General features: G+C 71.8%; 18 protein-coding genes. 9 read left to right on the top strand and 9 right to left on the bottom strand.

Annotated elements, in window-relative coordinates; genetic code table 11:
- Nucleotides 1-80 precede the first annotated feature (80 nt).
- Nucleotides 81-1,310 carry an ATP-binding protein gene (locus tag NAG42_RS41345; protein WP_250037994.1) on the top strand — a complete coding sequence of 410 codons (1,230 nt, stop codon included), beginning with the start codon at nt 81-83 and terminating at the stop codon, nt 1,308-1,310.
- Here NAG42_RS41345 and NAG42_RS41340 read toward each other — a convergent pair.
- On the bottom strand, nt 1,307-3,214 hold the full coding sequence (locus NAG42_RS41340; RefSeq protein WP_250037993.1) for a hybrid sensor histidine kinase/response regulator: 1,908 nt from the start codon (nt 3,212-3,214) through the stop codon (nt 1,307-1,309). The genes NAG42_RS41345 and NAG42_RS41340 overlap by 4 nt on opposite strands.
- 60 nt (nt 3,215-3,274) lie before the next feature.
- Between NAG42_RS41340 and NAG42_RS41335 the strand changes: the two genes are divergently transcribed.
- From NAG42_RS41335 to NAG42_RS41315, 4 genes are all read left to right on the top strand, one after another.
- Nucleotides 3,275-4,090 carry an SAM-dependent methyltransferase gene (locus NAG42_RS41335; protein WP_250037992.1) on the top strand — a complete coding sequence of 272 codons (816 nt, stop codon included), beginning with the start codon at nt 3,275-3,277 and terminating at the stop codon, nt 4,088-4,090.
- 85 nt (nt 4,091-4,175) lie between these two features.
- Nucleotides 4,176-4,598: a response regulator gene (locus NAG42_RS41330; RefSeq protein WP_250037991.1), complete on the top strand. Its 423-nt coding sequence runs from the start codon at nt 4,176-4,178 to the stop codon at nt 4,596-4,598.
- Nucleotides 4,580-6,232: a sensor histidine kinase gene (locus NAG42_RS44705; RefSeq protein WP_308201252.1), complete on the top strand. Its 1,653-nt coding sequence runs from the start codon at nt 4,580-4,582 to the stop codon at nt 6,230-6,232. Before NAG42_RS41330 ends, NAG42_RS44705 begins: the two co-directional genes overlap by 19 nt.
- Before the next feature lie 69 nt (nt 6,233-6,301).
- The gene (locus tag NAG42_RS41315; RefSeq protein ID WP_250037990.1) at nt 6,302-7,435 is read left to right on the top strand and encodes a response regulator; all 1,134 of its coding nucleotides are present in this window, start codon (nt 6,302-6,304) and stop codon (nt 7,433-7,435) included.
- On the opposite strand, the gene NAG42_RS41310 is transcribed toward NAG42_RS41315, so the two are convergent.
- Nucleotides 7,436-7,807 (bottom strand): Hpt domain-containing protein, encoded by a 372-nt coding sequence (locus NAG42_RS41310; protein WP_250037989.1) that lies wholly within the window; start codon nt 7,805-7,807, stop codon nt 7,436-7,438.
- Between the two features lie 87 nt (nt 7,808-7,894).
- Between NAG42_RS41310 and NAG42_RS41305 the strand changes: the two genes are divergently transcribed.
- From NAG42_RS41305 to NAG42_RS41290, 4 genes are read left to right on the top strand one after another with little or no spacing between them, the layout of a single operon-like run.
- Nucleotides 7,895-10,216: a putative bifunctional diguanylate cyclase/phosphodiesterase gene (locus NAG42_RS41305; RefSeq protein ID WP_250037988.1), complete on the top strand. Its 2,322-nt coding sequence runs from the start codon at nt 7,895-7,897 to the stop codon at nt 10,214-10,216.
- Between the two features lie 9 nt (nt 10,217-10,225).
- Nucleotides 10,226-10,735: a hypothetical protein gene (locus NAG42_RS41300; protein WP_250037987.1), complete on the top strand. Its 510-nt coding sequence runs from the start codon at nt 10,226-10,228 to the stop codon at nt 10,733-10,735.
- Nucleotides 10,736-10,745: 10 nt separating this feature from the next.
- Complete coding sequence (locus NAG42_RS41295) at nt 10,746-11,609, top strand: SCO6745 family protein (protein ID WP_438872520.1); 864 nt, start codon at nt 10,746-10,748, stop codon at nt 11,607-11,609.
- A complete protein-coding gene (locus tag NAG42_RS41290) occupies nt 11,606-12,373 on the top strand; it encodes a hypothetical protein (RefSeq protein WP_250037985.1) in 768 nt (255 codons plus the stop codon). The genes NAG42_RS41295 and NAG42_RS41290 overlap by 4 nt, the downstream gene beginning before the upstream one ends.
- Before the next feature lie 98 nt (nt 12,374-12,471).
- Here the strand turns inward: NAG42_RS41290 and NAG42_RS41285 are convergent, their stop codons facing one another.
- From NAG42_RS41285 to NAG42_RS41255, 7 genes are all read right to left on the bottom strand, one after another.
- Complete coding sequence (locus NAG42_RS41285; protein WP_250037984.1) at nt 12,472-13,617, bottom strand: ABC transporter substrate-binding protein; 1,146 nt, start codon at nt 13,615-13,617, stop codon at nt 12,472-12,474.
- Nucleotides 13,618-13,679: 62 nt separating this feature from the next.
- A complete protein-coding gene (locus tag NAG42_RS41280; RefSeq protein ID WP_250037983.1) occupies nt 13,680-14,444 on the bottom strand; it encodes an ABC transporter permease in 765 nt (254 codons plus the stop codon).
- Nucleotides 14,441-15,253 carry an ABC transporter ATP-binding protein gene (locus NAG42_RS41275; RefSeq protein WP_250037982.1) on the bottom strand — a complete coding sequence of 271 codons (813 nt, stop codon included), beginning with the start codon at nt 15,251-15,253 and terminating at the stop codon, nt 14,441-14,443. The genes NAG42_RS41280 and NAG42_RS41275 overlap by 4 nt, the downstream gene beginning before the upstream one ends.
- Nucleotides 15,250-16,092, bottom strand: coding sequence for an ABC transporter permease (locus NAG42_RS41270; RefSeq protein ID WP_250037981.1), 843 nt, complete (start codon nt 16,090-16,092; stop codon nt 15,250-15,252). Before NAG42_RS41270 ends, NAG42_RS41275 begins: the two co-directional genes overlap by 4 nt.
- Nucleotides 16,089-17,084 carry a TIGR03842 family LLM class F420-dependent oxidoreductase gene (locus tag NAG42_RS41265; RefSeq protein WP_250037980.1) on the bottom strand — a complete coding sequence of 332 codons (996 nt, stop codon included), beginning with the start codon at nt 17,082-17,084 and terminating at the stop codon, nt 16,089-16,091. Before NAG42_RS41265 ends, NAG42_RS41270 begins: the two co-directional genes overlap by 4 nt.
- A gap of 10 nt (nt 17,085-17,094) precedes the next feature.
- Nucleotides 17,095-18,495, bottom strand: coding sequence for a dihydropyrimidinase (hydA, locus tag NAG42_RS41260; RefSeq protein ID WP_250037979.1), 1,401 nt, complete (start codon nt 18,493-18,495; stop codon nt 17,095-17,097).
- The gene (locus NAG42_RS41255) at nt 18,492-19,331 is read right to left on the bottom strand and encodes a nitrilase-related carbon-nitrogen hydrolase (protein WP_250037978.1); all 840 of its coding nucleotides are present in this window, start codon (nt 19,329-19,331) and stop codon (nt 18,492-18,494) included. Before NAG42_RS41255 ends, hydA begins: the two co-directional genes overlap by 4 nt.
- Nucleotides 19,332-19,464: the final 133 nt, after the last annotated feature.

Raw genomic sequence — 19,464 nt, 5'->3', positions numbered from 1 at the left:
GGTTATGGACGGACGTGCGCCGGGGTTTTACCGTCGGTGATGCGTGGCCCGCCCGGGCCGCGCTCCGACGGGAGTCGTCGATGGGCGAGTTCGTGGGACGCCACGCCGAGCTGCGTGAGCTGCTCGGCTCCGCGCGCCTTCCCGGACTTGTGGTGCACGGCATGTCCGGCATCGGCAAGAGCCGCCTGGTCGCGGAGCTGTTGCCGCTGCTCGAGCGGGAGAGGCCGGGCAGCCGCACGGTCCGGGTGCCGGGCGCGGCCACCGTTGCCGAGCTGGTGCTCGCTCTCGGTGAGGCCGGTCCGATCACGGAACCGATCATCCTGGTTGTCGACGATTTCGCGGTCGTGCCCCGGCCGGGCAGGGGTGGCCGGGCCGAGCCGGTCGACGCCGGGCTGACCGGGTTCCTGACCGCCTGGGTCCGGGAGGCCGGGCCGCGGCGCCTGGTGATGACCAGCCGCTATCCGTTCGCGCTGCCCGGCGACGCCCACCGTCGCCTGGCCGAGCTGCATCTCGGCCCGCTGACCGGCAGTGACGCCCGCCTGCTGATGAAGTCGCTGCCCGGCCTGGCCGACCTGGAGGCCGGCGAGCAGATCCGGGCCTGGGCGTTCTGCGGCGGCAACCCCCGGGCCCTGCAATACCTCGACACGCTGATCGGCCACGGTGGCACGACCTTCGCCGGTCTGGCCGATCGGCTCGAGCGCGTCCTGGCCGAGAACGGTGTGGTCGACCCGGCCCGCTGGGTGTCGGGTCTCGAAGCCGGCGGTGAGGAGGCGGCGGCCGGCCGGGCGCTGGCCGAGGCGGTCGCCACCATCGCCGACGACGTGCTGGTGCACGACCTGCTCGAGGTGCGCCAGGACGCCTACCGCGCCGGCGACCCGTCCGGCCCGGCCGTCGACCAGCGGCTGGGGGAGCGGGCCGGCCTGGCCGGTTGGGAACGGCTCGGCCTGCTGGCCGGCGAGGACGACCCCGCGGCGATCGAGCGCCACCTGCGGCAGGCCCTGGCCGTCGACGCCGAGCGGGGCAACCGGGCCGCCATGGCATCCGGCCTGCACCGCCTGGGGCTGGTCTGCGCGCTCACCGGCCGGCTTCCGGCCGCGGTCACGCTGCACTGCCGGGCGCTGGCCACCGAGCTGGCGCTGAGCATGCCGGAGGCCCCGCTGGAACTGGCCGACCTGAGCCGGTTGCGGGCGGCGCTGGGGGAGGCGGCGTTCCGGCGGGCGGCGGCCGAGGTGCTGCCCGCGGAGTCCCTGAACGGTCTGGCCCGCATGCTGGACAACTTCGTCACGGCCACCGGGAGCCGGCTGAACTAGCCTTCCATGACCTGCTGCAGGGCGGTCAGCAGCTGGTTCTTGCTGAACGGCTTCTCGACCAGGGTGACGCCGGGGGCCAGGGTGCCCTGCGAGGCCAGCACCGGCCGGGCGTATCCGGACATGAAGAGCACCTTGGTGCCGGGCCGCAGCTCGGCGAACCGCTCGGCCAGCTCGCGGCCGAGCATGTGCGGCATCACCACGTCGGTCAGCAGCACGTCGATGGTGCCCTCGTGCGCGCCGGCCAGGTCGAGCGCGGCCGGGCCGTCCGCCGCCACCAGCACCTGGTGGCCGGCGCCGCGCAGGATCCGGTTCAGCACACCGCGCAGCGCCGGCTCGTCCTCGACAGCGAGGATCGTGCCGGTGCGGACGTCGTGCGGCACCGGCTCGGGCTGCTCCTCGACCTGGGCCGGCGCGGCGTCAGTGGTCGGCAGCAGGATCGTGAAGGTGGTGCCCATGCCCTGCTCGGAATAGATGTGCAGGTCACCGCCGGCCGCGGTGACGATGCCGTAGACGGTGGCCAGACCCAGCCCGGTGCCCTGCCCGGCGGGTTTGGTCGTGTAGAACGGCTCGAACGCCCGCTCGATCACCTCGGGCGGCATCCCGGTGCCGGTGTCGCTCACCCGCAGCCGGACGTATCGGCCGGTGCGCAGGTGCGGGCGACCCGAGGCGTATTCGCCGTCGACGTCGACGAGCTCGCTCTCGATGCTCAGCTGGCCGCCCCGGGGCATCGCGTCGCGCGCGTTGACGGCCAGGTTGACCAGCACCTGATCGAGCTGGCCGGGATCGGCGGTGACCGACGGCAGACCGTCGGCCAGGCGTACCGAGAGGGTGATGTGCTCGCCGATCGAGCGGCGCAGCATCTGCTCGATGTCGGTGACGACGTCGTTGAGGTTGAGCGGGCGCGGGCGGACCACCTCGCGCCGGGCGAAGGCGAGCAGCTGGTGCGTGAGGTCGGCGCCGCGCTGGGCGGCCTTGGTGATCTGGGCCGCGTCGCCGGCGATCTCGGCCAGCCCGGCGTCGGCGGCCGACTCCTCGATGAAGGTGGCGTAGTTGGCGATCACCGCGATGAGGTTGTTGAAGTCGTGCGCCACCCCGCCGGCCAGCTGTCCCAGACCCTCCAGCCGCTGGGTTCGCTGGAGCTGGGCCTCGACCCGGGCCCGCTCGGCCTCGGCCTGCAGCTGCCGCACGCGGGCCTGGGCGCGGACGCGCTCGGTGATGTCCCTGATCACCGCGCAGCGCAGCCGCCCCTCCTCGGTCGGCAGCGGGCTCATCGACACCTCGACCGGCACGGTGCTGCCGTCCAGCCGGTGCGCCGTGGCCGGCTCGGCGGCCGGGTCGGGCGACTCGCTCAGCGGGGTGTCCAGCAGTTCGTCGATCGGGCGGCCGAGCAGGCCGTTGCGGGTTTCGCCGAAGAGCTGCTCGGCCTGGACGTTGGCCAGCACGATGCGGCCGTCGTCGCCGACCCCGACGAAGGCGTCGGGCGCCGCCTCGAGCAGGGCCTGCAGGCTCGACTCGAGCCGCTCGCGGTGGCCGACGGCGCGGGCGATGACGGTGAACCCGAGCAGGTCGTCCCCGTCGAGCAGCGGCGACATCGAGAGGGTGACCAGCACCCAGTGGCCGTCGCGGTGGCGGCGCTGGGTGCGGAAGCGCTCCAGCCGGGCCCCCGCGGCGAGCAGGGTGAGCATCTCGCGCTGGTCGCCCCGCCGGTCGGGCGGCACGAGCAGGTCGGCCTCGCGCCCGACGATCTCCTCGGCGGCCCATCCCAGCAGCTTTTCCGCGGCCGGGTTCCACGAGCGCACGCTGAAGTCCGGGCCGACTGTCCAGATCGCGTCATGGGCAGAGCGCACCATGGCGTCGACCAGCGTGGCCGGCTCGGTCCTGGTCGATCCGTACGTATCGCCCATAACCGGACCATGTTAGCCATTCGAGTGAGCCTCGCGGAGCGCTTTGCCTACGCTCGGGCCATGAATGTGCTGGGCGAGCAGGCGGCGACGCTGCCCGAGGTCGATCCGCAGCGGCCCAGCGAGGCCCGCATCTACAACTTCCTGCTGGGTGGCAAGCACAACTTCGCGGCCGACCGGCAGGCCGCGGCGGCCGCCCGGGGCGCGATGCCTGACCTGCCGGCGATCGTCCGGCTCAACCGGCAGTTCCTGAGCGAGGCGGTGCGCCTGGCCACCGAGGCCGGCGTCGACCAGTTCCTCGACCTGGGCTGCGGCATCCCGGCCACCGGCAACACCTACGAGGTCGCGCGCCGGCTGAACCCGGCCAGCCGGGTGGTCGGGGTCGATCTCGAGCCGGTGGCCTTCGTGCACGGCCGGCGGCAGCTCGCCGGTGACCCGGCGGCCGACGTGCTCTACGCCGATCTGCTGGACGCCGGGGAGGTGCTGGCCGCCCGTCCCGTACGGGACCTGATCGATCTCGACCGCCCGCTGTGCCTGCTGCTGGTGGCGGTCGCCCATTTCATCCCCGACACCGCACTGCTCACCGAGGCTCTCGGCACCTATCGCTCCGCCGTGCCCGCCGGCAGCCTGCTGGCCCTGACCCACGCCTGCCGCAAGGGGCCCTCGCCCCGCGTGGAGCAGGTGCGACGCCTCTACAACAACGCCACCGCCCCCTTGATCGCGCGCGACGTCGCCGAGACGACGGCGCTGTTCGGCGACTGGAACCTGGCGGAGCCGGGTGTGCAGTCGTTCGGGGAGTGGTGCTCGGCGCCCGGCCGGCAGTGCGAGAGTGACACTGCGGGGAAGGCCTTCCTCGTTGGTGTTGCTGTCAAGCCATAAAGCGAAACCGGCACATCCCGGACTTCCCGGGCTCATGCTGGATTGAGAACCTGTAGGAGCAGTGGCCCCGAACAGCGGAGCGAACATGCCCGTAGTACTGATCGCCGAGGACGACGAAGACATCGCCCTGATCCTGAGCCGGCTGCTGAAGCGGTCCGGTTACTCGGTGCTGCATGCCCCCGACGGTCAGCGGGCGTTCGAGCTGGCGGTGGCCAACCGCCCCGATGTGGTGCTGACCGACCTCGGGATGCCCCGGATGGACGGCCTCGAGCTGACCCGGGCGATCCGCGAGCACGCCGAGCTGCGGGACACCCCGATCGTCATGCTCAGCGGTCACCTGCACCCGGGCGACGGCGCGCCCACCCAGGCCGGGGTGTGCGTGGTCCTGCTCAAGCCGTGCCCCAACGACAAGCTGCGCGAGGTTGTCAACGAGCTGACCGAGCTCGGCGCACACGGGCACTCCGGGGCCGACTCCGGCTGCCCGGCCGTGTGGCCGGTATCAGCCTGAACCACCGCCTCGACGCGGTCCTCGCGGCGAGACACTCCTCGCCGGCCCTCCCACTTGCCCCGGGCGCGCTGGCGCAGCTGGCCGGACGCCTGCTGCAGGCGCCCGAGGCGCAGCTCACCCTGGTCGACCGCGAGAACGTGCTGCTGGCCGGGGGTGACGGACCGCCCCAGGCCGAGGTCGCCCGCTGGGCGGTCTCGTCGGGCCGGCCGGTGCGGCGGGACGAGGCCCCCTCCTTCCTGGCCGTGCCGGTGTGCGACGACGCCGGGCGATCGGTCGGCGCCCTCGCCGTCCTCGAGCCGGGCGCCCGCTGCTGGTCGGCGGAGCAGGTCCGCATTCTGACCGAGCTCGCCGAGCTGGCCCGCCCGTCGGCCGGCGCCGTGCTCACCGGGCTGCGCCGGGCCGGGCGCTTCCAGGAGTGCCACCGCGCGGTCGAGCGCGCGCTGCGGTCGGCCGGCGGTGCCGTCGAGGCCGCCCCGGGTGTGCTGGCCGCGGTGGGCACCACGCTGGGCTGGTCGGCCACCGAGCTGTGGCTGACCGACGAGGACTCCGACGAGCTCGCCCTGGGCGGCCGGTGGATCGCGGCGGCCGGCTGCGGCGTGGAGGACGCCCTCACGTTCGCGCCGATCAAGGGCATCGGCATCACCGGGCGGGTCTGGGCGACCGGGCGACCGCTCTGGGTGCCGGACATCGCCGACTCGGCCACGCTCCGCAGCCCGCTCGAACGCCGGCGGGCCGCGGCTTGCCTGCGGGCCGGCATCCGTACGGTGCTGGCCGTCCCGGTGCGTGACGCGGACACCGTGCTCGGCGTGCTCACCTGTTACGGCAGCACTCCCGAGCAGTACGAGGACCTGCTCGCCCTGCTGCTCGACGGCGTCGCCGCCCGGATCGGGCTCTACGTCGCCCTGCGCCGGGCCGAGGCGCTGGCCCGGCAGCTGGCCCGGGCCAAGGACGACTTCATCGCGCTGGTCAGCCACGAGATGCGGACGCCGCTCACCTCGATCGTGGCCAGTGCGGCGATGCTCGGCGACGAAGGCTCCGCGCTCGACGAGGAGAGCCGGGCGATGGTGGACGCCGTGCACCGCAACGCGTCGAGTCTGCGCGCGGTGGTCGACACCCTCCTCGACCTGGCCGGCCTGGACTCCGGTCATCTGGCGATGCGGACGGAGCCGGTCGACCTGTCCGAGATCGTCGCCGCCGCGCTGGCCGCGGCCCGCCCGGACGCGGCGGCCAACGGCGTCCGCCTGGTGCACGAGCGCGGAAAGCCGCTGCGGCTGGAGGGCGACGCCCGCCGGTTGCGTCAGGTGGTCGACGACCTGCTGGCCAACGCGATCAAATACAGCCCGCGCGGCGGCGACGTCGAGGTGCTGCTGGTCGACCGGGCCGGCCTGGCCGAGATGACCGTCACCGACCACGGGATCGGCACCCCGGCCGAGGAGCGGGATCGGGTCTTCGACCGCTTCTACCGCGCCAGCAACGTGCGCCACCAGGGCATCACCGGCAAGGGGCTCGGGCTGAGCCTGGCCCGCACGATCGTCCAGCTGCACGGAGGCACCATCCGCCTCAGCGGTCACCCGCCGCATGGCACGACGGTGCTCATCCGGTTGCCGATCGGTGCCGGCGCTCAAAACGCTTAGTCGCCGTCGTCAATCGTCCGATCAACCGGGCACAGGGACGACACTTTGACGGTTCGCGGGGGACACAGAATGACCGGACGGCCGACCGTGCTGCTCGTGGATGATGAGAGCGCCATCCTCGAGACACTCTCGCTGCAGCTGCGGCGCGACCACAAGGTCCTCGTGGCGGAGAGCGGCGCCGAGGCGCTGCGCCTGCTGGCCGAGGCCGGCCCGGTGGCGGCGGTGATCAGTGACCTGCGGATGCCCGAGATGGACGGCGTCGAACTGCTGCGCCGCGTCCAGCTCGAATACCCGGACACGACCCGCGTGCTGCACACCGCGCAGAGCGACCTGAACTCGGCCATCGCCGCCATCAACGACGGCGGCATCTACCGCTACCTGGCCAAGCCGGTGGCCACCGACGAGCTGCGCACCACCGTACGGGACGCGGTCGACCGGCACGGGCGCTCGACCGCCGACCGCGAGATGCTCGACAAGACGCTCAAGGCCAGCCTCCAGGCGCTGTTCGGCTGTCTCGAGCTGGCCAGTCCGCCGGCGTTCGCCCGGGCCGGCCGCATCCGCACGCTGGTCTCCGAGCTCTGCCACGAGCTGCAGCTCGACGCGCTGTGGGAGATCGAGGTGGCCGCCATGGCCTCCCAGCTGGGCGCGGTCACGCTGCCGCCGGCCGTGCTGGCCAAGCTCGACAAGGGCATGCCGTGCACCGAGGACGAGCAGGCCATGGTCGACGCCCTGCCAGGCGTCGCGGTCCAGCTGCTCAAGAACATCCCGATGCTGTCCGACGTCATCGAGATCGTCCGCGGGCTCAGCCTGAACGCGCCGCCGCACCCCAGCGCGCTGGTCGAGACCGCGGTCGACGTGGTGCGCACCGCGATGGACTTCGAGACCCTGGAGAGCCGCGGACTCGAGCAGGAGAGCGCGATCACCGTGCTCGAGTGCCGGGACCACAGCGCCCTGCGTGTGCTGGCCGCGCTGCGCAAGGTCAAGGGCTGCGTCCAGGTCAAGGACAAGGTCCGCGGTCTGCGCGTGGTCGACCTTGAGGTGGGGATGCGCGTCGCCGAGGACATCGTGGCCACCAACGGCCTGGTGCTGATCGGCCGCGGCATGGTGGTCACCGAGCTGCTGCTCGACCGGCTCAACAACTTCGCCCGGATGATCGAGATCATCGAGCCGATCCTGGCTGTCCCCGGGGCCCGCCGCTTCTAGTCACTCGCCCTCGGCCGCGATCCTCTCCAGCACGGGCAGGACCAGCGCCTGCTCGGCCGCGACCCGGCCGAGCATCACGTCGGGGTCGGGCACCAGGCCGTCCCGGGCCGCGTGCTCGATCTCGGCGAAGACGGCCGACAGGCTGCCGGCGCCGATGTTCGAAGCCGACCCCTTCAGCGCGTGGGCGTGCTCGCGCAGCGCGGCGGCGTCCCCGCCCCGCAGCAACTCGGCCAGCCGGTCGACACCGGCCGGCGTCTTGCCGAGGAACGACCGGATCAACCGGCCGATCAGCGCCCGCTCGGCCGGATCCGGCTCGGGGCCGGCGATGTCGGCCAGACGGCCGCGGACCTCGTCCTCCCGGCTGCGTTCCATGCAGTCCATCCTGCTTCCCCGCACCCGCGGCCGGGAGCGTTTCCGGTGAAGGCCGCCAAGCCCGTCGAGCCCGTGAAGGAGGTCGCAGTGCGCATTCCTACGATGGCGGGCGGCGCTGCCGATTCCCTCGAGGTGACCAACGACCAGCGCGCACCCCTCCGGTACGTTCTGGCTGCCGTCGTGGTCACGCTGACCGGCGGCCTCTGGTTCCTGACCCGGATCGGCCCGGACGCCCTCGCGTACGCCTTCAACCCGCTCGCCGGGGTGGCCGCGGTGTGGTCGATCGCCGCCCTCCTGCGGGGCACCCGGCTCGAGCCGGACGCCCGCCGGTTCTGGCGGCTCCTGCTGGCCGGAACCTCGGGAATCAGCCTGGGTTACGCCTGGTTCGCGGTCGCCGCGTTCCAGACCTCGCCCGCGCTCCCCTACCTGTCCTACGGCACCGCGGTGCCCGCCGGGATCGGCCTGCTGCTCGCGATGTGGGCGGTCGTCCGGGTGCCGCTGGGGGTCTCGGGCTCGGTGGCCCGCCGCAAGCAGCTCGTCGACCGGGCTATCGCCTTCGTCGGCGGCGGCAGCGTGATGTGGACCTTCGGCCTGGTCCCGATGGCCACCACGGCCGACCGCTGGACCACCCAGTCGCTCGTGCTGGTCGGCCTGGCCTCGCTGGTCGGCCTGGGTGCGGTCGTCAAGGTCTCGTACGTCGGCGGCGGTCCGGTCGACCGGCGGGCGCTGCGGCTGGTCGCGGCGGCGGCGCTGGTCTCGGCGGGCATCGCGGTGCTGTCGCTCTACGGCGACGAGGGCGCGCTGCTGGCGCAGTCGGTCGTCATGCCGGTCGCCTTCCTGCTCATCGCGGGGGCCGTGCACCAGCAGGGAAGCTCGGCCGGATCGAAGACCGGCCGGGCCAACGTGTGGCTGCCCTACCTGTCCATGGGGGCGATCGACCTGTCGATGCTCGGCGTGCTGCGGGGCGAGCTCTCCTGGCAGGACCGCGTGGTCGTCGTCGCCGTCGTCGTGCTGACCGCTCTGATCGCGATTCGTCAGCTCGCCTCGAGCCGGGAGAACCGCCGGCTGCTCGAGGAGAAGCACGCCACCGAGGAGCAGCTGCGGCACGACGGTGCCCACGACGGCCTGACCGGGCTGGCCAACCGCGGGCTGTTCCGCGAGCGGGTCGCCGAGGCCGTCGCGGCCGGCCAGGCGACCGTGCTGCTGGTCGACCTCGACGACTTCAAGACGGTCAACGACTCGCTCGGCCACGACGTGGGCGACGAGCTGCTGGTGGCCGTGGCCGCGATGCTGCGGACCGTGGCCGGCCCGCACGGCCTGCCCGCCCGGCTCGGCGGTGACGAGTTCGCCGTCCTGCTGACCGGCCCGGACCCGCTGGGCGAAACCGTCGCCGACCGCCTGCTCGGCGCCCTGGACGAGCCGATCGGCCTCCACCACCTGCTCACCCACGCCAGCATCGGCATCGCCGTCGCCACCCCCGGCGTCGACCTGGACACGCTGCTCCGGCAGGCCGACCTGGCCATGTATTCGGCCAAGCAGCGTGGCAAGGGCAACCGGGTGCGCTACCACGACGACATGGAGGAACCCGTCCTGGCCCACGCCCGGATCGGTGGTGACCTGCGCCGGGCCCTCGACGCCGGCGAGTTTCGCGTCCACTACCAGCCGATCATCGCGCTCGGCAGCGGTCGGGTGGTCGGGGTCGAGGCGCTTGTCCGCTGGCAGCACCCGACCCGCGGCCTGCTCCCACCGGGCGAGTTCATCCCGGCCGCCGAGGCCACCGGGCTCATCGTGCCGCTCGGCCGCTTCGTGCTGCGCGAGGCGTGCCGGCAGGCCGCCGCCTGGCTCGACGAGTTCGGCCCGGGCGCCCTGCAGAAGATCGCTCCCAACGTCTCGGTGCGCCAGCTCCACGACCCGGACTTCACCCACGACGTGCGGACCGTGCTGGCCGAGACCGGCCTGCCGGCCGACCGCCTGGTGCTCGAGCTGACCGAGTCGGCCGTGCTGCGCGGCAAGCAGGTCTCGCGCACCCTGCACGAGCTGCACGAGATGGGCGTACGCCTGGCTCTCGACGACTTCGGCACGGGGGAGTCCTCGCTCAGCCTGTTGCGGTCCTTCCCGGCGTCGATCGTCAAGCTCGACAAGTCCTTCGTGGACGGCATCGAGTGGGACGAGCCCGGCTCCCCGGCCGCCGAGACGCGGCAGGCGGTGGCGCGGGCGGTGATCCAGCTGGCCGGGGCGCTCGGCCTGGACGTGGTCGCCGAGGGCATCGAGTGCCAGGAGCAGGCCGACCGGCTGCGGGCGCTGGGCTACCAGCTCGGCCAGGGCTTCCACCTGGCCCGGCCGATGGTCCCGGAGCGCATGACCGAGATGCTGGCCCGGCGCGCCGAGCCGGCCGCGGTCGGGGCTTAGGGTTTGACGATGGACACAGCGGACGACGGCACCCGGACGGCACGGTCCCTGGCCGACCGGCTGGCGGCGCTGCACTTCGCCGACCTGACCAACGACCAGGCCACCGGCCGCGTCATCGACACCATCGTGGAGTGGGGGGAGAGCTTGGGCTGGCGGGTCTACCGCCGGGCGCCCAGCGTCGTTCCGCTGCCGCCGCCGTTGCGCGGCAACTCGGTGCTGGATGTCGCCTGCGCGCGTCCCGACGGGCCGCCGATCGCGATCGAGGTCGACCGGCTCGACCGGCCGCGTACGGTCGACAAGTTGCTCGCCGAGGCGGCGGCCGGGCGGGTGGCGATCTGGGTGCGCTGGGGCGCGGGGCCGTTCACGCCGCCGCCGCTGCCGGTGCACATGGTCACCCGGGCCGCGGCCCGGACGGCCGGCGCCTGGCACACCGTGGCCGACCGGCCGCCGCCGGCGCACTCGGCCGCGCCGATCGAGACTGCCGTAGCCGAGGAACTGCCTTGGGGCGGGAACGGATGAGGAGAGTTCAGTGAGCGAGTCACCGCAGAGACGGGCATGGCGCGTGACCGAGCCGCTGCACGCCATGATCTATTTCGCCCCGGAGGCCACCGAGCGCTACGCCGAACTCGGCGTCGGGCCCCAGGACGGCTATTTCGCCTCGCGCGGAGCCGTGTTCGGAGAGTGCGGTCCGGGTGTCGTCACCGCCACCTTCTACAACTTCAACCCCGCCCTGGTCACCCGCACGCTGCCCGCGGTGTGGGAGAGCACGACGCCGGAGGCGATGAGCGAGGCGCGACTGTCCGCGGTGGACGCCGCCCTGACCCGGGGGCTCGGCGCCGGCACGCTCGCGTCTCCCGAGGTGGCCGAGGCGGCCGCGCTGGCCCGCCGGGCGGCCGAGGCGGCCACCGCCTGGCCGCAGGGCCGGCCGCTGTTCGCCGCGCACGCCGAGCTGCCCTGGCCGGACCAGCCGCACCTGGTGCTCTGGCACGCGCAGACGCTGTTGCGCGAGTTCCGCGGCGACGGGCACATCGCGGCTCTGGTGACCGCCGGCGTCGGCGGGATCGAGGCGCTGCTGTTGCACGTCGCGTCGGGCGAGGCGGACGAGCGGTTCCTGCGGGTCAGCCGGGGCTGGACGCGCGAGGCGTGGGCCGCGGCGGCCGACGGGCTGCGGGTCCGGGGCCTGCTCGACGCCGACGGGGGTCTGACCGAGGCCGGCCGGACGCTGCGGGCCGACCTCGAGGAGACCACCGACCGGCTGGCCGGGCCGGCCTACGACGCGATCGGTGCCGACAACTGCGTACGCCTGGCTGAGCTCACCCGGCCGCTCAGCCGCACCCTGGTCAAGGCCGGAATGCTGAATCCCCGGTTGCCGGAGCGAAAGGAGCGATCATGACCGCCGGACACCCCGCGTCGTGGTGGGCGCAGTTTCTGACCGCGACCGAGCGGTTCGACGTGGCCTCGGTGACCGAGGGGCTCAGCGACGCCATCATGCCCAAGATCACGTCCCGGCTGCTGCGGCGCGAGGCCGAGCTGGCCGCCGACGTGATGGTGCGGCACCTGCACCGCCCGGCCAGCAGCGAGCTCAGCGAACGCGCCGGGCAAGCGGTCGACCGGCTCGAGGCGACGGTGCATCGGCTCAAGGAGCGGGCGGCCGACGAGGACGGCCTGCACGAGGCGTACGCCCTGCTCGATGTCCTGCGGGGCCGCTACGCCGACGCCGCCGCCGACGCCGAGAAGTTCATCGGCACCATGCCGCTGCTCAAGATCTTCGTCGAGGGCATGCGGCTCGAACGGTTCGACATGGGCCTCGCGATGCGTCTGATCGGGGCCGGTCAGACGCCGGCCGCGGCCGTGCGCTCGGGTCTGATCGTCGGCAAGTACGGCTGGTGGCCCGACTGGCTGCTCGGCGTGGTCACCGAGCGGGCCCTGGCGGGCACCCTCGACGCCGCCACGATCAAAGCGCTCGACCAGTGCGCCTACGCCGACCTCAGCCCCTGGCAGGCCAAGATCGCCCGCCGGTTGCTGGGCCGCGACGAGGAGCTGGTCGAGGCGACGGCGCAGCGGCTCGAGAGCCTGGGCGCGGTGGGCGCGGCCGGCAAGCTGCGCGGCGGCGACCTGATGGCGGTCGCCCTGGCCGCGCGGATGGTCCCGATCTGACGGAACCACCCGCGCGGCCGGCGGTCCGGCGCCGCCCGGGTCAGGCGCCCGCGGTCAGGCGCCGCCCGGGTCAGCGCCCGCGGTTCAGGCGCCGGGGGTCAGGCGCCGCCCTCGGTGAGGGTCACGGTGGCGGCCTGGAACGACGTGCCGTTGACGTCGACTCCGGCCCCCTTGGCCGCGGTGATCGCCTGGTTGATGTAGTCGTTGGTGAAGGCCAGACCCTCGGGCGCCTTGGTCAGCACCGTGTCGCCGGTCTGGTTCTTGGTCGTCATCGAGATGTCCACGGTCTGCTTCCAGGCCGCGTCGTCGATCACGCCGATGCCGCCGGTGGCCGGCCAGATCAGCTTGTTGACCTCGTTGACCTGCCACAGCTGGTGGCTCTTGCCCAGCTTGGAGCCCTTGGCCACGACCAGGTCGCGGCACTTCTCGGCGTTGTCGCGGCAGAACGCCCAGCCCTTGATCGTGCCGGTCAGGAACTTCACCGTCTGCTGCTGGTAGGCCGGGTCGCTGAGCTTCTCGGTGTTCGCCCACACCGCGTCCTGGAGCATCGAGGAGCCCTCGGCCTTCCAGTCGATGATGGCGAAGTCGTCGGGGGTGTAGAGCTTGCCGGTGGCCGGGTTCTTGGCCTCGAGCAGCTGGGCGTACTCGTTGTAGCTCATCGCCTGGGCGGCGTCGATCTCCTTCTTGAGCAGCGCCTGCATGTCGAACTGCTGCTGCACCAGGGTGACGTCCTTACCCGGGTCGAGACCGGCCTTGGTCATGCCGGCGAACAGCTCGAACTCGTTGCCGAAGCCCCAGTTGCCGACCTTCTTGCCCTTGAGGTCGGCTGCCTTGGTGATGCCGCTGTCCTTCCAGGCGACCTGATAGGTGCCGGAGCGGCCGAAGATCTGGCCGACGTCGGTGATGCCGGCGCCCTGCTCGCGCGAGGCCAGGGCCTTGGGCACCCAGGCGACCGCGTAGTCGGCCTTGCCCTGGGCCAGCACGGTCTGCGGCACGATGTCGACGCCGCCCTCGAGCAGTTGCACGTCGAGGCCCTGCTCCTTGTAGAAGCCCTGGTCGACGGCGGCGATGTAACCGGCGAACTGGGCCTGGTAGAACCACTGGAGCTGCAGCTTGATGGGGGTCAGCGCCCTGCCGCTGCCGCCCGGGGCCGGGGTGGCCGAGTCCTGGTCGGCCGTGCCGCAGCCGGCCAGGAGCAGCACGGAAGCGGCGGCGATAGAAGTAAATATCCGGATGCGTCGCATGAGGGTCCTCCGAGGGGTCGGTTGATGATCTTGCGGTGAGAAGACGGAGGTGCGAGCGGTGCTCAGGCGATCAGACGCGTCCGCCAGGGCATGGCGAGGCGCTCGAGCAGGAGCGTGGTCAGATAGAAGACGAGTCCCAGCAGGCACGCGCCGGCCACGAAGGCCCAGGCCCGGGGATAGGCGGTGAACGCGGCGGCGGAGGTGATCCGCGAGCCGAGCCCGGTCTGCAGTCCGCCGAAGTACTCGGCGACGACCGCGGCGATCACGGCCAGCGACGACGCCTGCCGCAGACCGGTGAAGACGTAGGGAAGAGCGCCGGGGAGGCGGACCTTTCGCGCGAAGGTCCAGCCGCTCGCCGCGTACGTGTGCATGAGCTCTTGATGGAGCGGGTCGACCTCGCGCAGGCCGCGCAGGGTGTTCACGAAGACCGGGAAGAACACGATGATGGCGGTGACCAGCCGCCGGGGGATGCTGCTGGTCGACTCGAACATGTTGTTGAGAATCGGCGCGAGCGCGATGATCGGCAGCGCGTTGAGGACGGCCGCGAACGGGATGGAGACCTCGGTGAGCGGCTTGAAGCGGCTCGCCGCCATCGCCAGGAGGATGCCCAGCGCGGCCCCGCCGATCAGGCCGATCAGCGCGTTCTCGCCGCTGGCCAGCGCCGCCTCCCACACGTTCTGCCGCTGGGCGACCAGCTCCTTCCAGATCGCCGACGGCGCGGGCAGGATGAACGGCGCGATCCGGCCCAGCGAGACGGTGAGCTCCCAGGCCACGACGGCCAGAACGCCGACGATCACCGGGGGCAGGACGGACCGCACCCACCTCATCGCGGGTCCGTTCCGGCCACGGCGTTCTCGGCGGGACGCGCCGGCGCCGCATCGCCCCGCAATGCCTGGCGGACCTCGGTGATCTTGTCGAAGAAGGCCGGGGACAGCCGGCCCGCGTCGTCGCGGCTCGGCAGGTCGACCGTGATCGACGCGGTGATGCGCCCCGGCCGGGCCGACATGACGACCACCCGGTTCGACAGGAACACCGCCTCCGAGATGGAGTGGGTGACGAAGACCGTGCTCGTGCCGGTCTGGGCGCAGATGCCGAGCAGCTCCGACTGCAACCGTTCCCGGGTCATCTCGTCGAGCGCTCCGAACGGCTCGTCCATCAGCAGCAGCGGCGGCTGCACGGCGAGGGCCCGGGCGATCGCCACCCGCTGCTGCATGCCGCCGGAGAGCTGGGCCGGGTAGTGACCGGCGAAGTCCTCGAGCCCGACCAGCGCCAGCATCTGCTCGGCTTTGGCCTTGCGCTCGGGCCGCGACAGCCCGCGCAGTTCCAGTGGCAGCTCGACGTTCTTGAGCACGGTCCGCCACTCGAACAACCCCGACTGCTGAAAGGCGATCCCGTACGCCTGTTCCTTGCGCGCCGCGCCGGCCGACTTGCCGGCGACGGTGATCGTGCCGGTGCTCGGCGCGATCAGGTCGGCGATCAGGCGGAGCAGGGTGCTCTTGCCGCAGCCCGACGGCCCGATCAGCGAGACGAACTCGCCGTCCCCGACCGTCAGGTCGACCTCGGACAACGCGACGACCTCGTCCGCCCGTCCCTGGTTGAACGTCTTGGTGACGCCGTTGATGTCGACCGAGCTCACAGTGTCACCACCTCCACGTGCCGCCGGTGCCGCATCAGCGGCACCTCCAACAGGCTGACCAGACCGGCGACGACCAGGCCGAGCAGGGCGGCCCCGAGCATCGCGGTGTAGACCTTGGCGGGGTCCGAGGTGGCCTCCCGCGAGTATTCGATGATGAGCCGGCCGATGCCGCCCCGGGTGCCGGTGGAGATCTCGCCCACCACCGCGCCGACCACCGCGGCCGCCCCGGCCAGCCGCAGCGCCGGGAACAGATAGGGCAGCGACGCCGGGAAGCGCAGCTTGACCAGCGTGCGCCACCACCCGGCGGCGTAGCTGCGCATCAGCTCGACCCCGCTCGCCGAGGGCGACTGCAGACCTCGCAGCATGCCCACCGCCACCGGGAAGAACGCGAGGTAGGCGGCGATCACCGAGACCGTCGCCCAGGGCGGCATGAGCGTGCCACCCCATCCGGCCACCAGCGGCGCCAGCGCGACCAGCGGCACGGTCTGGCTCAGGATCACGTACGGCAGCAGGCCGCGCTCGACGATCCCGAACCGCTCCATCACGATCGCCAGCAGCAGTCCGACGAAGGCACCGATGACGAACCCGGCGGCCGTGATGCCCAGCGTGAACAGGCACGCGCTGAGCACCACGATCCAGACCGGCCGGCCACCGGTCAGCTCCGGGCGGCCCAGCCGTTCCAGCACCGTCCACAGGTGCGGCATGGAGAGGTCGTCGGCGCGGGGCAGGATCCGCACCCCGAAGAGCACTGTGCCCTCCGGGTTGCCGACGACTTTGTAGCCCTCCCAGAGCGCCGCGACGACCGCGAGCCCCAGGAGGACGTACAGGACTCTCCTCACGACACGACCGGGATGATGTGATCGCCGTACGCCTTGAGGGTTTCCTCCTTGGCGTCGTGCTGCAGATAGACCGCGAACTGGTCGACCCCGAGCGCCCGGAGCTCGTCGAGGCGCTTCAAGTGGTCCTCGACCGGCCCGAGGATGCAGAACCGGTCGACCACCTCGTCCGGCACGAACGTCGTGTGGGTGTTGCCGGCCCGCCCGTGCTCGGCGTAGTCGTAACCCTCGCGGCCCTTGATGTAGTCGGTCAGCACCTGCGGCACCGTGCCGTCGCCGCCGTAACGGGCCACGATGTCGGCCACGTGGTTGCCCACCATGCCGCCGAACCAGCGGGTCTGCTCGCGCTGGTGGGCCAGGTCGTCGCCCACATAGGCCGGTGCGGCCACGCAGAACTTGATGGCCATCGGGTCGCGGCCCGCCTGCTCGGCCGCCCGCCGGACCGCCTTGATCATCCAGGCCGCGATGTCCGGGTCGGCCAGCTGCAGGATGTAGCCGTCGCCGACCTCACCGGTCAGGGCCAGGGCCTTCGGGCCGTACGCGGCGACCCACACCTCCAGCCGGCTGCCGGTGGCCCACGCGAACTGCTGCTCGGTGCCCCGCAGCTCGACCTTCTCGCCGTTGGCCAGCCCGCGGATGACCCCGATCGACTCCCGCAGCTGGGCCAGCGTCTGCGGCTGCGCGCCGAGCACGCGCAGTGCCGAGTCGCCCCGGCCGATGCCGCAGATCGTCCGGTTGCCGTACATCTCGTTGAGGGTGGCGAACATGGAGGCGAGCACGGTCCAGTCGCGGGTGCCCGGGTTGGTGACCATCGGGCCGACGACCACCCGGTCGGTCTCGTCGAGGATCTTGGAGTAGATGACGAACGGCTCCTGCCAGAGCACGTGCGAGTCGAACGTCCAGACGTGGCTGAAACCGGCCGCTTCGGCCTGCTTGGCCAGCTCCACCACCGCCAGCGCGGGCGGGTTGTTCTGCAGCACCACACCTATGTCCACACGCTGCTCCTCAGATCAGGTAGTCGGAGAGGCCGCGGGGGACGTACTTGCCCCGGCCGGCGCGCCCGGTGTAGGTGCCGCCGGACGCGATGACCTCGCCCCGGGACAGGACCGTGTCGACCTTGCCGTCGATCTCCCAGCCCTCCCAGGCCGAGTAGTCCATGTTCATGTGGTGCGTCTCGACGCTGATCCGGGTGCGCCCGGCCGGGTCGTAGAGCACGATGTCGGCGTCCGATCCGGGCGCGATGATGCCCTTCTTCGGATACATGCCGAACATGCGGGCCGGCGTGGTCGCGATCGTCTCGACCCAGCGCGCGAGCGACAGCTTGCCGTCGACCACACCCTGATAGAGCAGGTCGACCCGGTGCTCGACGCTGCCGATGCCGTTCGGGATCTTGGAGAAGTCGCCGAGGCCCATCTCCTTCTGATCCTTCATGCAGAAAGGACAGTGGTCGGTCGAGACCACCGAGAGGTCGTTGGTGCGCAGGCCCTGCCAGAGGTCGGCCCGGTGGTTCTCGTGCTTGCTGCGCAGCGGCGTCGAGCAGACCCACTTGGCGCCCTCGAAGCCGGGCGCGCCGAGCTGGTCCTCCAGGGTCAGATAGAGGTACTGCGGGCAGGTCTCGGCGAAGACGTTGCGGCCCAGGTCGCGGGCGGCCTTCACCTGCTCCAGGGCCTTGGAGGCGCTCAGGTGCACGATGTAGAGCGGGCAGTCGGCGGCCACCGAGGCCAGCCAGATGGCCCGGCTGGTGGCCTCGGCCTCGAGCTCCTGCGGACGGGTGAGGCCGTGGAAGACCGGGTCGGTCTCGCCGCGTTCGAGGGCCTGCTTGACCAGCACGTCGATGGCCGGCCCGTTCTCGGCGTGCATCATGATCAGGGCGCCGTTGTCACGCGCCTTCTGCATGGCGCGCAGGATCTGGCCGTCGTCGGAGTAGAAGACCCCCGGGTACGCCATGAAGAGCTTGAAGCTGGTGATGCCCTCACTGGCCACGAGCTGGTCCATGGCCTTGAGTGAGTCGTCGTCCACGCCCCCGACGATCATGTGGAAGCCGTAGTCGATGTGGCACTGATCGGCCGTCTTGGCGTGCCAGGCGGCCAGCCCGTCCTGCACGACCTCGCCGTACCGCTGGATCGCGAAGTCGATGATCGTGGTGGTGCCGCCGATCGCCGCCGCTCGCGTCCCGGTGTCGAAGGTGTCGCTGGCCTCGGTGCCGCCGAACGGCATCTGCATGTGGGTGTGGCCGTCGATCGCCCCGGGAATCACGTACTTCCCGCCTGCGTCGATGACCTCGGGTCCCTCCGGCCCGCGTCCGGGCGCGAAGATCGCCGCGATCGTCTCGCCGTCGACCAGCACGTCGGCCGGGTAAGGTCCGGTCGGTCCGACGACCGTCCCGCCCTTGATCAGGATGGTCACAGTTCCACCGTCCGGGTGTAGGACTCGGGACGGCGGTCGCGGTAGAACTGCCAGCGCTCGCGGACCGTCTTGATCAGACCCAGGTCGAGGTCGCGGACGATCAACTCGGGCTGGTGGGTGTCGCCGACCTCGCCGACGAACTTGCCCTCGGGGTCGACGAAGTAGGACTGGCCGTAGAAGTCGTTGTCGCCCAGCGCCTCGGTGCCGACCCGGTTGATGGCGCCGATGTAGTACTCGTTGGCGACCGCGCTGGCCGGCTGCTCGAGCTGCCACAGATAGCTCGACAGACCGCGGCTGGTGGCCGACGGGTTGAAGACGATCTGCGCGCCGCCCAGGCCGAGCTCGCGCCAGCCCTCGGGGAAGTGCCGGTCGTAGCAGATGTAGACGCCGACCTTGCCGACCGCGGTGTCGAAGACCGGGTAGCCGAGGTTGCCGGGCCGGAAGTAGAACTTCTCCCAGAAACCCTTGACCTGCGGGATGTGGTGTTTGCGATATTTGCCGAGATAGGAGCCGTCGGCGTCGACGACGGCCGCGGTGTTGTAGAGGACGCCCTCCTGCTCCTTCTCGTACATCGGCAGGACCATGACCAGGCCCAGCTCGGCGGCCAGGGCCTGGAAGCGCTCGGTGGTCGGGCCGGGGATCGACTCGGCGTACTCGTAATATTCGGCCTCCTGCACCTGGCAGAAATACGGGCCGTAGAAAAGTTCCTGGAAGCAGATCACCTTCGCCCCCTGGGCGGCGGCGTCCCGGGCGTAGTCCTCGTGCGCCTTGATCATCGATTCTTTATCGCCCGTCCAGGTCGTCTGGACGAGGGCGGCGCGAACGATGTCGCTCATGAGTGCCCCTCTCATTGATGCTCCGGCGCGGTGGAAGCGCCCGTGATCGTGTGTCTACTCCCCGTCATACCAGCTGCGCTAGGGCTTGAATGTCGGCTTCAGATGCCGTAGGACACTAACGACACACATTCAG

Origin of the sequence: Paractinoplanes maris (assembly GCF_023544465.1) — a bacterium.
Classification (GTDB): domain Bacteria; phylum Actinomycetota; class Actinomycetes; order Mycobacteriales; family Micromonosporaceae; genus Actinoplanes; species Actinoplanes maris.
The sequence above is the reverse complement of the archived record's forward strand: the minus strand, read 5'-3'. Positions and strand labels throughout refer to the sequence as shown.

Bases quoted from the DNA above. Each gene is read 5' to 3' on its own strand.
- NAG42_RS41330 (WP_250037991.1), top strand. From the start codon at position 4,176: ATGCCCGTAGTACTGATCGCCGAGGACGACGAAGACATCGCCCTGATC.
- NAG42_RS41280 (WP_250037983.1), bottom strand. From the start codon at position 14,444: ATGAGGTGGGTGCGGTCCGTCCTGCCCCCGGTGATCGTCGGCGTTCTG.
- NAG42_RS41340 (WP_250037993.1), bottom strand. From the start codon at position 3,214: ATGGGCGATACGTACGGATCGACCAGGACCGAGCCGGCCACGCTGGTC.
- NAG42_RS41315 (WP_250037990.1), top strand. From the start codon at position 6,302: ATGACCGGACGGCCGACCGTGCTGCTCGTGGATGATGAGAGCGCCATC.
- NAG42_RS41345 (WP_250037994.1), top strand. From the start codon at position 81: ATGGGCGAGTTCGTGGGACGCCACGCCGAGCTGCGTGAGCTGCTCGGC.
- NAG42_RS41285 (WP_250037984.1), bottom strand. From the start codon at position 13,617: ATGCGACGCATCCGGATATTTACTTCTATCGCCGCCGCTTCCGTGCTG.
- NAG42_RS41255 (WP_250037978.1), bottom strand. From the start codon at position 19,331: ATGAGCGACATCGTTCGCGCCGCCCTCGTCCAGACGACCTGGACGGGC.
- NAG42_RS41300 (WP_250037987.1), top strand. From the start codon at position 10,226: ATGGACACAGCGGACGACGGCACCCGGACGGCACGGTCCCTGGCCGAC.
- NAG42_RS41290 (WP_250037985.1), top strand. From the start codon at position 11,606: ATGACCGCCGGACACCCCGCGTCGTGGTGGGCGCAGTTTCTGACCGCG.
- NAG42_RS41335 (WP_250037992.1), top strand. From the start codon at position 3,275: ATGAATGTGCTGGGCGAGCAGGCGGCGACGCTGCCCGAGGTCGATCCG.
- NAG42_RS41310 (WP_250037989.1), bottom strand. From the start codon at position 7,807: ATGGAACGCAGCCGGGAGGACGAGGTCCGCGGCCGTCTGGCCGACATC.